The organism is Enterobacter sp. IF2SW-B1, from assembly GCF_001743375.1.
GTDB classification, from domain to species: Bacteria; Pseudomonadota; Gammaproteobacteria; order Enterobacterales; family Enterobacteriaceae; genus Enterobacter; species Enterobacter bugandensis.
In genome coordinates, this window is the sequence record NZ_MJAA01000014.1 from 38504 (window position 1) to 53272 (window position 14769).

Annotated in this window: 14 protein-coding genes; 6 read left to right on the forward strand and 8 right to left on the reverse strand. The window is 58.5% G+C overall.

What is annotated here, in order from left to right:
- Positions 1–6 precede the first annotated feature (6 nt).
- From fdhE to fdnG, 4 genes are read right to left on the reverse strand one after another with little or no spacing between them, the layout of a single operon-like run.
- Positions 7–936: a formate dehydrogenase accessory protein FdhE gene (gene fdhE / locus A6013_RS22080; RefSeq protein ID WP_028014872.1), complete on the reverse strand. Its 930-nt coding sequence runs from the start codon at positions 934–936 to the stop codon at positions 7–9.
- Positions 933–1568 carry a formate dehydrogenase cytochrome b556 subunit gene (fdoI, locus tag A6013_RS22085; RefSeq protein WP_015569914.1) on the reverse strand — a complete coding sequence of 212 codons (636 nt, stop codon included), beginning with the start codon at positions 1566–1568 and terminating at the stop codon, positions 933–935. The genes fdhE and fdoI overlap by 4 nt, the downstream gene beginning before the upstream one ends.
- Positions 1565–2467, reverse strand: coding sequence for a formate dehydrogenase subunit beta (gene fdxH, locus A6013_RS22090; protein WP_003861960.1), 903 nt, complete (start codon positions 2465–2467; stop codon positions 1565–1567). Before fdxH ends, fdoI begins: the two co-directional genes overlap by 4 nt.
- 12 nt (positions 2468–2479) lie before the next feature.
- Entirely contained in the window at positions 2480–5530 is a 3051-nt protein-coding gene (fdnG, locus tag A6013_RS22095; protein WP_088204727.1) for a formate dehydrogenase-N subunit alpha, read from the reverse strand.
- Positions 5531–5901: 371 nt separating this feature from the next.
- Between fdnG and fdhD the strand changes: the two genes are divergently transcribed.
- Entirely contained in the window at positions 5902–6738 is an 837-nt protein-coding gene (gene fdhD, locus A6013_RS22105; protein WP_069733780.1) for a formate dehydrogenase accessory sulfurtransferase FdhD, read from the forward strand.
- Positions 6739–6852: 114 nt separating this feature from the next.
- Positions 6853–7065 (forward strand): DUF1471 domain-containing protein, encoded by a 213-nt coding sequence (locus A6013_RS22110; protein ID WP_041911778.1) that lies wholly within the window; start codon positions 6853–6855, stop codon positions 7063–7065.
- Positions 7066–7105: 40 nt separating this feature from the next.
- Here A6013_RS22110 and A6013_RS22115 read toward each other — a convergent pair whose 3' ends face one another.
- On the reverse strand, positions 7106–7429 hold the full coding sequence (locus A6013_RS22115) for an AzlD domain-containing protein (protein ID WP_028014868.1): 324 nt from the start codon (positions 7427–7429) through the stop codon (positions 7106–7108).
- Entirely contained in the window at positions 7429–8088 is a 660-nt protein-coding gene (locus A6013_RS22120; protein ID WP_028014867.1) for an AzlC family ABC transporter permease, read from the reverse strand. The genes A6013_RS22115 and A6013_RS22120 overlap by 1 nt, the downstream gene beginning before the upstream one ends.
- Before the next feature lie 103 nt (positions 8089–8191).
- Between A6013_RS22120 and A6013_RS22125 the strand changes: the two genes are divergently transcribed.
- The 4 genes from A6013_RS22125 (at position 8192) to A6013_RS22140 (ending at position 13303) form a co-directional block, all read left to right on the forward strand.
- Entirely contained in the window at positions 8192–8740 is a 549-nt protein-coding gene (locus tag A6013_RS22125) for a helix-turn-helix domain-containing protein (protein WP_003861973.1), read from the forward strand.
- Between the two features lie 17 nt (positions 8741–8757).
- Positions 8758–9753: a LacI family DNA-binding transcriptional regulator gene (locus A6013_RS22130; protein WP_069733781.1), complete on the forward strand. Its 996-nt coding sequence runs from the start codon at positions 8758–8760 to the stop codon at positions 9751–9753.
- 104 nt (positions 9754–9857) lie between these two features.
- Positions 9858–11981 carry an alpha-galactosidase gene (locus A6013_RS22135; protein WP_069733782.1) on the forward strand — a complete coding sequence of 708 codons (2124 nt, stop codon included), beginning with the start codon at positions 9858–9860 and terminating at the stop codon, positions 11979–11981.
- 44 nt (positions 11982–12025) lie between these two features.
- The gene (locus tag A6013_RS22140; RefSeq protein ID WP_069733783.1) at positions 12026–13303 is read left to right on the forward strand and encodes an MFS transporter; all 1278 of its coding nucleotides are present in this window, start codon (positions 12026–12028) and stop codon (positions 13301–13303) included.
- On the opposite strand, the gene rhaM is transcribed toward A6013_RS22140, so the two are convergent.
- On the reverse strand, positions 13291–13605 hold the full coding sequence (gene rhaM / locus A6013_RS22145; protein ID WP_069733784.1) for an L-rhamnose mutarotase: 315 nt from the start codon (positions 13603–13605) through the stop codon (positions 13291–13293). The two genes, A6013_RS22140 and rhaM, sit on opposite strands and share 13 nt — an antisense overlap.
- Positions 13602–14750 (reverse strand): lactaldehyde reductase, encoded by a 1149-nt coding sequence (fucO, locus tag A6013_RS22150; RefSeq protein WP_069733785.1) that lies wholly within the window; start codon positions 14748–14750, stop codon positions 13602–13604. The genes rhaM and fucO overlap by 4 nt, the downstream gene beginning before the upstream one ends.
- Positions 14751–14769: the final 19 nt, after the last annotated feature.

Sequence of the window (14769 nt, forward strand, 5' to 3'; positions counted from 1 at the left end):
AGGAGATTACTCCCCTTCACCCGGGAACAGGAACGGGTTGATCGAGCTGCGGGCAAAGCCCTCCTGCTCCATCTTCGCATCCAGAATCAGCGAGGCGAGATCGTCGGCCACCGCTTCGACTTTCGGGTCTTTTTCCTGATACAGGATCTTCAGGTAGGTTCCGCAGTCGCCGCAGCTTTCGGCTTTCACCGCCGCGTCTTCATTTTCCAGCGACCAGTAGTTGAGGTCGCGGGTCTGCTCGCAGTTGCTGCACTTCACGCGCACCACGTGCCACTCGGTTTCACACAGGTTGCAGTGCAGGTAGCGCAGCCCCTGCGTGGTCCCAATCTGCACCATGCTGGAGACCGGCATTGAGCCGCAGACCGGGCAGAACTGGCGCGCTTCGCCGTATTCGGCGCGGGCTTTGCCCGGGATCAGGCTCGCCATTTGCGCCCAGTAGAGCGACAGCGCGGCCCAGATAAACGGCGCTTTATCGCTGCTGACCAGCGAGAAGTCGGATGCAAACAGCGCGCTCGCCATCTCTTCCAGCTCCAGGTCAGAGGCTTTTTCCAGGTTCTCAATGACCGCCAGCGCGGTGCCGCTCATCTCCGGCTTCAGCTCGGCAATCAGCGAATGAAGCAGCTTATGCCAGTGCTTGTCGCGCGGCAGGACGTGAATATCCAGCGGCGGCTTGCCCTGCTCGTTAGCTTCTTTGATGCGCGCGGTCAGGTCCATTTGCAGCGGGTGGTCGTACAGCACCACCTCCTGTGCATGGGCGACCAGCGCGGCAAAACGCAGAAAATCGCCCAGCGGGTTGTTCTCTGCCAGCTCGCGCAGACGCTCTGCGCGGCGGTTGTAGAGGTTCTTGAGTCTGGGGAATAACAACGGCGGAATATACTCCGCCGTACGTTTCTCGCTCGACCCCAGCTCATCTTGCGGGATTATGCGAATACTCATTCAGATGACTTTTCCTGTTTCTGGCGGACTTCACGGTACCAGCGCGGGTGATGTTTCTTCGCCCACGTTTTGGTTACCCATCCTTCCACCATCGCGGTAATGGTGCCTTTCACCCAGAGGGCGGCGTAAATATGCACCATGATAACCACAATTAACGCCACTGCGGCAAATGAATGCAGCATTAGCGCAAATCGGATCACCGGGATTGAGAAAGCAGGCGCAAAGTACGGACGCCAGATGATCACGCCGCTCACCAGCAACAGGACCAGGAAGATAATCGCCGCCCAGAATACGCATTTCTGGCCGAAGTTATAACGCCCGGTATCACCCACTTCCTCGTTGACGACGATCTTACGAATATTCTTCGCCCAAAAGATATCATCCCGATTGATTAGGTTATGGTGCCAGTAGCGGAAAAACATGATGATAAACGAGGCAAACATCACCACACCCACGAACGGGTGAAGGATGCGCGCCAGCTGCGGCGTGCCCAGGATCTGCATCAGCCAGTTGAAGGAGGGGAAGAAGAACCCCAGCCCGCTTATCGCCGCCAGCATGAAGCAGAAGGCGGTGACCCAGTGGTTGATGCGTTCCGGCGCGGTGTAGCGCACGATGGTGTCACGTTTTCTCATTTGCGCACCTCGTCTTTCTCTTCATGCAGGTTGTCGTCTTCCTCTTCCGCACGGTTCGGACCGACGCCGACGTAGTGGAAGATGCTCGCTGCGAAGGTGGCAGCAAAGCCCACCGCGGCCAGCGGTTTCCAGATGCCTTTCCAGAACTTCACGGTGGCGCTGATTTCCGGGTTCTCCGGCAGGCCGTGATACAGGTTCGGCTTGTCGGCGTGGTGCAGCACGTACATCACGTGCGTACCGCCAACCCCGGCCGGATCGTACAGGCCCGCGTTGTCGTAACCACGGGTTTTCAACTCGCCCACGCGCTCTGCCGCCAGCGTTTTCATATCCTCTTTGGAGCCAAAGTGGATAGCGCCGGTTGGGCAGGTCTTCACGCATGCAGGCTCCTGGCCCACGTTAACGCGGTCAACGCACAGGGTGCATTTGTAGACGCGGTTGTCTTCCGGGTTCATGCGCGGCACGTCGAACGGACAGCCCGCGATGCAGTAGCCGCAGCCAATGCACTGCTCGGACTGGAAGTCGACGATGCCGTTGGCATACTGAATGATAGCCCCTTCTGACGGACACGCCTTCAGGCAGCCCGGATCCGCGCAGTGCATACAGCCGTCTTTGCGGATAAGCCATTCCAGTTTGTCGTTCTGCTCCACTTCCGAGAAACGCATTACCGTCCAGGACTTGGCGGTCAGGTCTGCCGGGTTGTCGTACACCCCGACGTTGTGACCCACTTCGTCACGGATGTCGTTCCACTCAGAGCAGGCCACCTGACAGGCTTTACAGCCGATACAGGTGGTCACGTCGATCAGCTTCGCCACTTCCTGCTGGTGGTCCCGCGCCTGAGGCGCGGGCGTGAAACCGTTAGTCGCGGAACGACGGATAATGTCTTGAGATTGATAAGCCATAAGTCGTCTCCGTTACACCTTTTCCACGTTCACGAGGAAGGCCTTAAACTCCGGCGTCTGCGTGTTCGCATCGCCGACGAACGGCGTCAGGGTGTTCGCAATGAACCCTTTCTTCGCCACGCCCTCATAGCCCCAGTGAATTGGGATGCCGATGGTATCCACCTGCTGACCGTGAACGTTCAGCGTGCGAATACGCTTGGTCACCACCGCCTTGGCCTTGATGTAGCCGCGGTTAGAGGAGACCTTCACGGTATCGCCATGGGCAATGCCGAGCTTGTTCGCCAGCTTCTCGCCGATCTCCACAAACTGTTCCGGCTGCGCGATGGCGTTAAGCAGCGCGTGCTTGGTCCAGTAGTGGAAGTGTTCGGTCAGACGGTAAGTGGTGCCCACGTACGGGAACTTGTCTTTTTTACCCAGCGCTTCAAAGTCGCCCTTGAAGATACGCGCTGCCGGGTTAGAGACCACGTTCGGGTGCAGCGGGTTGGTGCCCAGCGGCGTCTCAAACGGCTCGTAGTGTTCCGGGAACGGCCCTTCCGCCATCTTGTCGATAGCAAACAGACGGCCCATCCCTTCAGGCTGCATGATAAACGGCCCAACGTCGCTGCCTGGTGCGGCAGTGCTGTAGTCCGGAATATCCACGCCGCCCCATTTCGCGCCGTCCCACTTCAGCAGCTGACGCTTCGGATCCCACGGGTTACCCTGCGGGTCAGCGGAGGCACGGTTATAGAGGATGCGGCGGTTCAGCGGCCATGCCCATGCCCAGCCCAGCGTATTGCCGAGGCCCGACGGGTCGGCGTTGTCGCGGTTGGCCATCTGGTTGCCTTTCGGCGTCCAGCTACCGGCAAAGATCCAGCAGCCGCTGGAGGTGGTACCGTCATCGCGCAGGTGGGCGAAGGTACTGAGCTGGTCGCCTTTCTTCGCCAGAACCGCGCCGGTGGCCGGGTCGATAACGTCCGCCAGCGCCTTACCGTTGCTCTCCATAGCCACTTCTTCCGGCGCAGGATTTTCCGGCGTCGAGTAGTTCCAGGTCATGTTCAGCACCGGCTCAGGGTTCGCGCCGCCTTCTGCCGCATACATCTTACGCAGGCGTAAGAAGATACCGGCCAGGATCTCGCCGTCGTTCATGGCGATGCCCGGGGCGTCCGCGCCTTTCCAGTGCCACTGCAGCCAGCGGCCGGAGTTGACGATAGAACCGTTCTCTTCCGCGAAGCAGGTAGACGGCAGGCGGAACACTTCGGTCTGAATCTTCGACGGATCGACGTCGTTTGATTCGCCGTGGTTCTGCCAGAAGGTCGAGGTCTCGGTGTTGAGCGGGTCAATCGTCACCAGGAACTTCAGCTTCGAGAGGGATTCAACAACCTTGTTCTTGTTCGGGAACGACGCCACCGGGTTAAAGCCCTGGCAGATATAGCCGTTGACCTGGCCCTGGTGCATCATTTCGAAGTACTGGAGAACGTCGTAACCTTTGTCCCACTTCGGCAGCCAGTCAAAGCCCCAGCTGTTTTCCGCCGTCGCTTTGTCGCCGTAGAAGGCTTTCATCAGCGAGACGAAGAACTTCGGATAGTTGCCCCAGTAGTTCACCTGGCCTTCGAGCAGCGGTTTTGGCGTGCTGGCCGTCAGGTAGGTCTGCAGATCAGTCTGTTTCTCGCTTGGCAGGTTCATGTAACCCGTCAGGCTCTGCGACAGCAGGCCGAGATCGGTCAGACCCTGAATGTTGGAGTGACCGCGCAGGGCGTTCACGCCGCCGCCTGCCATCCCCATGTTGCCGAGCAGCAGCTGCACCATTGCCATGGTACGGATGTTCTGCGCGCCGATGGAGTGCTGCGTCCAGCCGAGTGCATACAGGAACGACGCGGTTTTGTCCTTCGCGCTGGTCTCCGCGATCAGCTCGCAGACCTTCAGGAAGTCCGCCTTCGGCGTGCCGCAGATGTTCTCGACAACGTCCGGCGTGTAGCGGGAAACGTGCTCTTTCAGCAGGTTCCATACGCAGCGCGGGTGTTGAAGAGTGGTGTCGCGCTTCGCAAAGCCGTTTTCGTCCAGCTCGTAGTTCCAGCTGGTTTTGTCGTATTTGCGTTTTTCGGCGTCATAACCGCTGAACAGGCCATCTTCGAAGTGGTAATCCTCACGCACGATCAGGCTGGCATTGGTATAGGCTTCGGTATACTCGCGGTTATATTTTTCGTTGGTCATCAGGTACAGCAGTACGCCTGACAGGAAAGTGATGTCAGTACCTGAACGAATAGGGGTGTAGAAATCCGCCACTGACGCTGTACGCGTAAAGCGGGGATCGATCACAATCAGTTTCGCACCGTTGTGGATTTTGGCTTCCATCGCCCAGCGGAACCCGACAGGGTGCGCTTCAGCGGCGTTACCGCCCATCACCACAATGAGGTTGGCGTTCTTGATGTCGACCCAGTGGTTGGTCATCGCACCGCGACCAAATGTTGGAGCAAGACTTGCTACCGTTGGTCCGTGTCAGACACGCGCCTGGTTGTCGACCGCGAGCATACCGAGTGCGCGCGTGAATTTCTGGGTTAAATAGCCGGTTTCGTTGCTGGAGGCAGAAGCACACAGCATCCCGGTGGAGAGCCAGCGGTTGACCGTAACGCCGTCGGCGTTCTTCTCAATAAAGTTGGCATCGCGGTCTTCTTTAATATGTTTTGCGATGCGGTCAAACGCCTCTTCCCAGCTGATTTGCTGCCATTTATCGGAGCCAGGTGCGCGATATTCCGGGAATTTCAGACGGCTTTCGGAGTGGATAAAGTCCACCAGACCGGCCCCTTTCGGGCACAGCGCGCCGCGGTTGACCGGATGGTCCGGGTCGCCTTCGATATGGAAAATAGACGCTTTGGCGTTTTTCGCACCGTCGCCGAGGCTATACATCAACAGCCCACAGCCGACGGAGCAGTACGTACAGGTGTTACGGGTTTCGCGGGTGCGCAGCAGTTTGTACTGCCGCGTTTCCGCCAGCGCTACGCCGGGCGCAAAGCCCAGTGCCGCCGCCGTGGTGCCTGCCATACCGCCAGCGCAGATCTTAAAGAACTGCCTTCTGCTGACCTGCATGGGTCACTCCTTGTTCGACATTGCTTATATATGTAGTTTTAACTTCGCGGTTGAGAATTGACCGCAAAGGAGAAAAATTTGCGTTAATCCCTCATTTCTCCGAGGGATATCATCAGAATACCACAATGTCGGTATACCTGTTCCAACGGCGTTAATACAAAGTGAACGTATTATCACTGTGTTGATTATAAAGTGTGACACTGATCACACTATAAGCTCTGCATGTTAAAGGGGTGTAGCGGGGGCCGGGTTGCACCTCTTCTTAATGAGTAGGACAATGAGTGTCGAAAAGTTGATCCATACTATGCGTAAGGCCTGCGGTTTATGCTGCAATAGCAGGCCTACTTCCGTGGTTGTTCAGGAATACCGCTGTGTCTAAACAAAACCGTGCTACCCGCTCATCGCCACTGCCTGCAGGCATTGTGGAAATGTCGGTACGCAGACCGCCCCACATTACCCATGCCACACCCGATTTTCTGGCTGAAGAAGTGCCCGTTGCCCTCGTTTACAACGGTATTTCGCACGTGGTGATGATGGCCTCACCTAAAGATCTCGAACTGTTCGCCATCGGTTTTTCCCTTTCGGAAGGCATCATTGCGCACCCGCAGGAGATCTACGGCATGGACGTGGTTCAGGCGTGTAACGGTCTTGAAGTGCAAATCGAACTCTCCAGCCGCCGCTTTATGGGGCTGAAAGAGCGCCGCCGCGCGCTGGCCGGGCGTACCGGGTGCGGTGTCTGTGGTGTTGAGCAGCTTAATGATATTGGCAAGCCCGTTGCGCCACTGCCGTTTACCCAGACCTTCAATCTGGCGCATCTCGACCGTGCGCTGGAAAATCTCAACGATGTTCAGCCCATCGGCCAACTGAGCGGCTGCACGCACGCGGCGGCGTGGGTATTGCCGTCAGGAGATATTGCTGGAGGGCATGAGGACGTGGGCCGCCACGTCGCGCTCGACAAGCTATTAGGCCGTCGTGCGGGGGAAAGCAATCTCTGGCAGCAGGGCGCGGCGCTTGTTTCCAGCCGCGCCAGCTATGAGATGGTGCAGAAGTCCGCGATGTGCGGCGTGGAAATTCTGTTTGCGGTATCGGCGGCAACCACGCTGGCGGTGGAGGTGGCGGAGCGCTGCAATCTGACGCTGGTGGGGTTCTGCAAGCCGGGCAGGGCGACGATTTATACCCATCCGCAGCGGTTAATGGTTGATCAGTAATTTTGAACGATAATAGCAAATCCTTCCGCTTTTAGTTGTTCAGGATGAGGGCTAGTATTTATCTCATCAAGGCACGGTGCCTTATCTAAACAACTTAATGAAAGGGTTTATATCATGAAAAGCATCAAAACTTTTGTCGCTGTAATCGCTCTGGCTGCTTCTTTCGGTTCTTTCGCTGCACAGACAGTGACCGCCTCTGCTTCCACCATTGATAGCGCAGAAGCGAAAATCGCGGCTCAGGCTCAGGAAGCGGGCGCGTCATCCTACAAAATTACCCAGGCGTTCACCGGTAACCGCGTACACATGACCGCTGAACTGAACAAATAATTTCGCTATACCGTCGAAAGAGCGCCCCTGGGGCGCTTTTTTAGTTTATACCCGCCAGACGCAGCAGCGCAGTCACCACCGCCGCCGCGACGATCACCACAATTAACGGCATTTTTCGCCATGCCAGGAACACCGCGAACCCCACACCCAGCACGCGCGCCATACCCGCAAAATGTTCCCCTTCATAAAACGTGGTCGCCAGCGCGACGGAGAACAGCAAAACGGTAGCCGCATCGGAAAGCAGCGCCTGCGATCGTTCAGAGAGAGCCAGCCGGTTGCCCAGCTTTGCCCCGCCGAGACGCATCAGGTAGGTTCCGGCAGAAAGAATGGCGATGCCGAGAATAAAAAACGTCATGTTTCCCATTATTTTTTCCTCGCAGCGAGACCGAGTAACGAGAGCAGAACCGGTAAACCCACCGGGGCAAACGGCACGGCAGCCAGTGATAGCGCGGCACCGCTGCAGGCGCGGATCAGCGTGGTACGGTTTTTAAACGCGGGTACCACTAACGCCAGCAGGATCGCCGGAAACACCGCGTCCAGCCCGATGGTCTCCGGGTCCGGCAGCAGTTTACCGACCATGGCACCCAGCAGCGCCCCCACCGGCCAGATAATCGCCACGCCTAAACCGCACAGCCAGTAGGCCGCTTTACGCTGCTCGGGCGTTTTTTGCGACAGGCCAAACACCACGCTTTCATCGTTCATGATGTGACAGCCGAGATAGCTCAAACCCCGTTTGCCCACCAGTTCACGCACCGTCACGCCGAACGGCACATGGCGCGCGTTGACCAGCAAACCGGCGGCCGCTGCCGCCAGCGGGTTACCTCCGCTTGCCACAATGCCGATAAACATAAACTCGGATGCGCCCGCCAGCACCGTGAGGGAAAGCACAAACGGCACCCACAGCGGAAAACCGTAGGCCATCGCCAGGGAGCCGTAAGACATGCCGACCACGCCTACCGCGAGGCAGACCAAAATTATCGCTTTTATCGTGTCGCCTTTCAGGCAAGAGAGGGGATTCTTCATATCATTTTAGCCATATCGAACGTATTTCCATTATAATGAACGCATCAAAATCGTTTTACAAGATGAACGAATCGTTCGTTATAGAGAGAAAGAGGCCGTTTTTATGACGCAGCCAATCAGCGTGATCGCCAAAAGCCTGGTGCGGGAACGCCTGCGAACCGGGCTGTCACTGGCGGAAATTGCCCGCCGTGCCGGGATCGCCAAATCTACGCTTTCTCAGCTGGAGTCTGGCAACGGCAATCCTAGCCTGGAAACGCTCTGGTCGCTTTGCGTGGCGCTGGATATCCCGTTTGCCCGGTTACTGGAGCCGCAGCAGCCCGTCACGCAGGTGATCCGCCGCGGCGAGGGCACCAAGGTGGTTGCCGGGCAGGCCAATTACGAGGCGATTTTGCTGGCGGCGTGTCCGCCGGGGGCGCGTCGTGATATCTATCTGCTGCTGACGCAGCCGGGCGCAGACCGTATTTCCCAGCCGCATCCGCCGGGGTCGGTTGAGCATATTATCGTGACCCAGGGGCGGGCGATGGTCGGCCTGATCGACGCGGCGGAAGAACTCGGCCCGGGCGATTACATTTGCTACCCTGCCGATCAGCCGCATATCTTTAAGGCGCTGGAGCCAGACACCCACGCCCTTCTGGTGGCGGAACAAAATTAACGAAGATACGGAAAATCATGTCGCTCAAAGCCATTGCTAAAGAACTTGGGCTGTCCGTCACTACCGTCAGCCGCGCCCTCAACGGGTATGACGATGTTTCTGCTGAGACGCGCGCCCGCGTGGAGGCGGAGGCCCAGCGCCGTGGTTACCGACCTAATACGTTTGCGCGCCGCCTGAAGATGGGCAAAATCGATGCCGTCGGCCTCGTTTTTCCCGTGCATCCTGTTCCGCTCAATAACAGCGTTTTTATGGACATGGTCGGCGAAATTAGCCACGAACTGGCGCGACATGAGATCGACCTGCTGCTCATCGCCGACGATGATCTGGCGGATAAGCACAGCTATATGCGCATGGTGCAAAGCCGCCGCGTGGATGCGCTGATTGTGGCCCACACGCTGGATCACGATCCGCGACTTGAACAGTTACAGGCCGTCGGATTCCCTTTTCTGGCGCTTGGCCGCAGCCAGCTACCGCAGCCGTACGCGTGGTTCGACTTCGACAACTATGCTGGCACGTACCAGGCCACCCGCTGGCTGATTGAGAAAGGCCATCAGCGCATCGCCCTGCTGGGCGAAAGCAATAATCAGGCATTTATCACCCAGCGGCGACAGGGCTACCTGGACGCGCTGCGGGAAGCCGGGCTCTCCAGCGAATGGCTGCGCGCTATGCCCCCTTCGCGCCGCGTGGGTTATGCCACCACGAAAGAACTTCTCTCCCTGCCGCAGCCCCCCACGGCCATCATTACCGACTGCAACACCCACGGCGACGGCGCGGCGATGGCGCTGGCGGAACTGGGCCGCCTGACAGGCGAGAACGCCGTTGCGCTGGTGGTTTATGACGGACTTCCGCAGGACAGCATTGTTGATGCTGACGTGGCGGCAGTGATCCAGTCCACTCGTCAGGGCGTCGGGAAACAGATTGCCGATATGGTGCGTCAGCTGATTAACGGCGACGACGTCGAACGGCTCCAGGTGCTCTGGCAGCCCGAATTCTCCCCGGGCCAGACGGCCTAAACCGCGTAAATTTCCAAACCCGATCACAGATCCGAAACGTTTTGGTTTGTATCCGAAACGTTTCGGATCAACACTCAAGGCATCCCGACGACAGGAGATGTCTGATGCAAGATGCCATTTTACGACTCGAAAGCACCACGGTTGATGTGGTGATAAAAACCCAACCGTTCGCCGAAATTCTCTACTGGGGGCCGCACCTTCAGCACTTTTCGCCGCAGAATGTCGCTACGCTGGCGCGGCCGGTGGCAAACGGCAGGCTGGATGTGGACTCCCCGGTAACGCTGATGGCCGAGCTGGGGCACGGGCTGTTTGGCTCGCCCGGTATTGAGGGGCATCGCCAGGGGCTGGACGGTTCCCCGGTGTTTAAAACCACGCAGGTGCAGCAGGACGTAAACACCCTGACGATAACCGCCGAAGATGAATGCGCGGGACTGCGTCTGACCAGCGAGCTGATGCTGGAGGCCAGCGGTGTGCTGGTGGTGCGCCATGGGTTAACCAACCTGAAAGCGCTGGCGTGGCAGGTGGACCGATTCGCCGTCACGCTGCCGGTGGCCGAGCGCGCGCAGGAGGTTATGGCCTTTCACGGACGCTGGATCAGGGAATTTCAGCCGCACCGCGTCACGCTTGAACACGACAGCTTTGTCATTGAAAACCGTCGGGGTAAAACGTCCCACGAACATTTCCCGGCGCTGATCGCCGGTACGCCATCGTTCAGCGAAATGCAGGGCGACGTCTGGGGCGTGCATCTGGGCTGGAGCGGCAACCACCGCCTGCGCGCCGAAGCGAAAACCGATGGTCGCCGTTATATACAGGCCGAAGCGCTTTACCTGCCGGGTGAAATGGCGATTGAAGAGGGCGAAACGCTCTGGACGCCGCGCCTGTATGCCAGTTATTCCCCGCACGGGCTGAACGGCATGAGCCAGCAGTTCCACCGCTATCTGCGCGACAACATCATCCGCTTCCCGGAAAACAAACCGCGCCCGGTACACCTCAATACCTGGGAGGGGATCTACTTCAGCCACGACCCGGAGTACATCATGCGCATGGCCGACGAGGCCGCCGCGCTGGGCGTGGAGCGCTTTATCATTGACGACGGCTGGTTCAAAGGCCGCAACGACGACCATGCCGCGCTGGGCGACTGGTACCTGGATGAGAAAAAATACCCGAACGGCCTGACGCCGGTAATCAGTCACGTTAAACGACTCGGCATGGAATTTGGCATCTGGATCGAGCCGGAGATGATTAACCCGGATTCCGATCTGTATCGCGCGCATCCTGACTGGGTGCTGGCGCTGCCGGGCTATCCCCAGACGACCGGACGACACCAGCTGGTGCTCAATCTCAACATCCCGCAGGCCTTTGATTATCTCGTGGAGCGCATGAGCTGGCTGTTGGGTGAGCATGCGGTTGACTACGTGAAATGGGACATGAACCGCGAGCTGGTGCAGCCCGGGCACAACGGTAAAGCCGCCGCCGACGCGCAGACCCGCCAGTTTTACCGCCTGCTGGACGTGCTGGGCGAGCGTTTTCCGCACATTGAATTTGAATCCTGCTCCTCCGGCGGGGGGCGAATCGATTATGAAGTGCTGACCCGCAGCCACCGCTTCTGGGCGTCCGACAACAACGACGCGCTGGAGCGCAACACGATCCAGCGCGGCATGAGCTATTTCTTCCCGCCGGAGGTGATGGGGGCGCATATCGGTCATCATAAATGTCACGCCACCTTCCGCCAGCACAGCATCGCTTTCCGTGGGCTGACGGCGCTGTTTGGGCATATGGGGCTGGAGCTGGATCCGCTCACCGTCGATGCGCAGGAGCGTGAGGGCTATCGCCATTATGCCGCACTGTATAAGCGGTGGCGCGAGGTGATTCATCGCGGTACCCAGTGGCGCGTGGACATGCCGGATGCCACCACGCTGGCGCAGGGTATAGTGAGCGAAGACAAAACGCAGGGGCTGTTTATGGTCAGCCAGCTCGCGATGCCGGATTACACCCTGATGATGCCGCTGCGCATGCCGGGGTTAGACGCCAGCGCGCAGTACCGCATCACGCTGCTGGATCACCCGAACATTCAGATCACGGGCGAGGGTGGGCACACCATGCGCAAGCTGCCGGCGTGGATGGAAGCCCCGCAAACGGCAAGCGGCGAATGGCTGATGCGGGCGGGTATTGCGCTGCCGATTCTGGATCCGGAAACCGCCATTCTGATTGGCGTAGAACGCGTGTAAAGGTGACGGGCCGGGCAACCGGCCCTCCGTTGAGGATAAAAATAATGAACACAACAACCTGTACCCACAAAGACAACCCCAATTTCTGGATCTTCGGGCTGTTCTTCTTTCTCTACTTCTTCATCATGGCCACCTGCTTTCCGTTCCTGCCGATCTGGCTGTCGGACATCATTGGCCTGAATAAAACCCATACCGGGATTGTCTTCTCCTGCATCTCGCTGTCGGCCATCGCGTTCCAGCCGGTGCTGGGCGTCATTTCGGACAAGCTGGGGCTGAAAAAACACCTGCTGTGGATAATTTCGGTGCTGCTGTTTCTGTTCGCACCGTTCTTCCTGTACGTCTTCGCGCCGCTGCTGAAAGCCAATATCTGGCTGGGCGCGCTGAGCGGCGGGCTGTATATCGGCTTTGTTTTTTCAGCCGGATCCGGGGCGATTGAGGCCTACATTGAACGCGTGAGCCGCAACAGCTTCTTTGAGTACGGCAAGGCGCGCATGTTTGGCTGCCTCGGCTGGGGGCTGTGCGCCTCAACGGGCGGCATCCTGTTCGGCATCGACCCGTCGTATGTTTTCTGGATGGGATCGGCGGCGGCGCTTTTGCTGATGCTGCTGTTGGTGGTCGCGAAACCGAAGCCCAACCAGACGGCGCAGGTGATGAACGCCCTGGGCGCGAACCAGCCGCAGATCACCGCTAAAACCGTGTTCAACCTGTTCCGCCAGCGCAGAATGTGGATGTTCATTCTGTACGTGATTGGCGTGGCCTGCGTATATGACGTTTTCGACCAGCAGTTTGCCACCTTCTTTAAAACCTTCTTCGCCACGCCGCAGGAAGGGACCCGCGCCTTTGGTTTTGCCACCACGGCGGGGGAGATTTGTAACGCCATCATCATGTTCTGCTCGCCGTGGATCATTAACCGCATCGGCGCGAAGAACACGCTGCTGATCGCCGGGGTGATTATGGCGACGCGCATTATCGGCTCGTCGTTTGCCACCACCGCCGTGGAGGTCATCGCCCTGAAGATGTTGCACGCGCTGGAGGTCCCGTTCCTGCTGGTGGGGGCATTCAAATACATTACCGGAGTGTTTGATACGCGCCTGTCGGCCACCATCTACCTGATTGGTTTTCAGTTTGCCAAACAGTCGGCAGCGATTTTCCTCTCCGCCTTTGCCGGAAATATGTATGACCGGATCGGCTTTCAGGAGACGTATCTGATGCTGGGCTGTTTCGTGCTGGCGATTACGGTGGTATCGGCGTTTACGCTGAGCAGCAGGCGGGAGATTGCTGCCACCACAGGGGCGGCAGCGTTAACGCATCACTCCAGGTAAAACACCTCTTTCAGCCCGGCGCTCACCGGGCTGTTATCCGGGTTCGACGGCATGACGTCAGCCATATATTTCCACCAGCGCTGGCACACGTCGGTATTCGCCACCGCGTTCCAGCGCTCCTCCGACTCAATCTCCACCGTCGCAAACAGCAGGTTGCGTGCTTTATCGAGGTAAATGGCATAGTGGTGTGCGCCGTGGTATTTCAACACCGCTTCCAGTTCGGGCCAGATCGGATTGTGGCGACGCGCGTACTCCTCGTGCGCGTCCGGGTTTATCTGCATCACAAACGCTTTGCGGATCATAATGCCTCCAGGTATAGCTCGCGGACCTCGTCGCGGCTGGCGGTGCGTGGGTTACACGGCGCACACGGATCGGCGAGGGCTTTATCCAGCCAGCCTTCGATATCGGCTTTGGTGACGCCGAGCTGGCTGAAGCCTGACGGAATGCCGACGCGGGCGCTCAGGTCGCGAATCGCCTGAATGGCGGACATGCTGGCGGCTTCATCGCTCATCCCGCGGGTATCGACGCCCATTGCCTGCGCCACACGGGCAAAACGCGCGACCGCGTTCGGGCGGTTAAAGTTTTCGATGATCGGCAGCAGGATGGCGTTGCACACGCCATGCGGCAGGTTGTGCGTTGCGCCCGGCTGGTGCGCCAGAGCATGTACCAGCCCCAGCCCGGCGCTGTTAAACGCCATACCTGCCAGGTACTGACCAAACGCCATCTGCTCGCGCGCTTCCAGATTATGACCGTCGTCGACCGCTTTCGGCAGCCAGAGGTTAATCAGGCGAATCGCTTCCAGCGCGTTGGCATCGGTCAGCGGATGCGCGCCAACGGACACGTAGGCTTCAATGGCGTGGGTTAATGCGTCCATGCCGGTTGCGGCGGTCACGGAGGCCGGAATATCAAGCATCACGCTGGCATCGTCCACGGCAATATCCGGGATGATGTTCGGGTCGATAATCACCTCTTTCACCTGACGCGCGGAGTCGATGATCACTGCGTTGCTGGTCATCTCTGCCGCGGTGCCTGCGGTAGTGTTAATCGCCACCAGCGGCACGCCTGCATTTTTCACCTTGCCGACGCCGGAGTAATCGGTAGACGGGCCTGGATTAGCAGTGAGGATTTTAATCGCCTTGGCGGTATCAATCGGGCTGCCGCCGCCAAAGGCGATGATGTAATCACACTCCGCGTCCCGGTAAGCCGCAAATCCTTTTTGCACCAGCGCTTCCGTCGGGTTCGGAAACACCTCATCGAACAGTTGATATGACATTTGATGGGCGTCCAGCGCGGTAAACAGGCTGTCGAGCAGGCCCAGTTTCACCAGTTGGCCGTCGGTGACAACCAGCGCTTTGCCCCACTGCCTGGTCGCTACCAGGTTGACCATATCGCCGATTGCACCCGCGCCATGCAGGCTAATTTTGGGAAGTGCCAACATAAAGCTCATGATAATTCTCCTTAACTAT

Bases quoted from the DNA above. Each gene is read 5' to 3' on its own strand.
- A6013_RS22135 (WP_069733782.1), top strand. From the start codon at position 9,858: ATGCAAGATGCCATTTTACGACTCGAAAGCACCACGGTTGATGTGGTG.
- fdhE (WP_028014872.1), bottom strand. From the start codon at position 936: ATGAGTATTCGCATAATCCCGCAAGATGAGCTGGGGTCGAGCGAGAAA.
- fucO (WP_069733785.1), bottom strand. From the start codon at position 14,750: ATGAGCTTTATGTTGGCACTTCCCAAAATTAGCCTGCATGGCGCGGGT.
- A6013_RS22120 (WP_028014867.1), bottom strand. From the start codon at position 8,088: ATGAAGAATCCCCTCTCTTGCCTGAAAGGCGACACGATAAAAGCGATA.
- A6013_RS22115 (WP_028014868.1), bottom strand. From the start codon at position 7,429: ATGGGAAACATGACGTTTTTTATTCTCGGCATCGCCATTCTTTCTGCC.
- A6013_RS22125 (WP_003861973.1), top strand. From the start codon at position 8,192: ATGACGCAGCCAATCAGCGTGATCGCCAAAAGCCTGGTGCGGGAACGC.
- A6013_RS22140 (WP_069733783.1), top strand. From the start codon at position 12,026: ATGAACACAACAACCTGTACCCACAAAGACAACCCCAATTTCTGGATC.
- A6013_RS22110 (WP_041911778.1), top strand. From the start codon at position 6,853: ATGAAAAGCATCAAAACTTTTGTCGCTGTAATCGCTCTGGCTGCTTCT.
- rhaM (WP_069733784.1), bottom strand. From the start codon at position 13,605: ATGATCCGCAAAGCGTTTGTGATGCAGATAAACCCGGACGCGCACGAG.
- fdoI (WP_015569914.1), bottom strand. From the start codon at position 1,568: ATGAGAAAACGTGACACCATCGTGCGCTACACCGCGCCGGAACGCATC.
- fdxH (WP_003861960.1), bottom strand. From the start codon at position 2,467: ATGGCTTATCAATCTCAAGACATTATCCGTCGTTCCGCGACTAACGGT.
- A6013_RS22130 (WP_069733781.1), top strand. From the start codon at position 8,758: ATGTCGCTCAAAGCCATTGCTAAAGAACTTGGGCTGTCCGTCACTACC.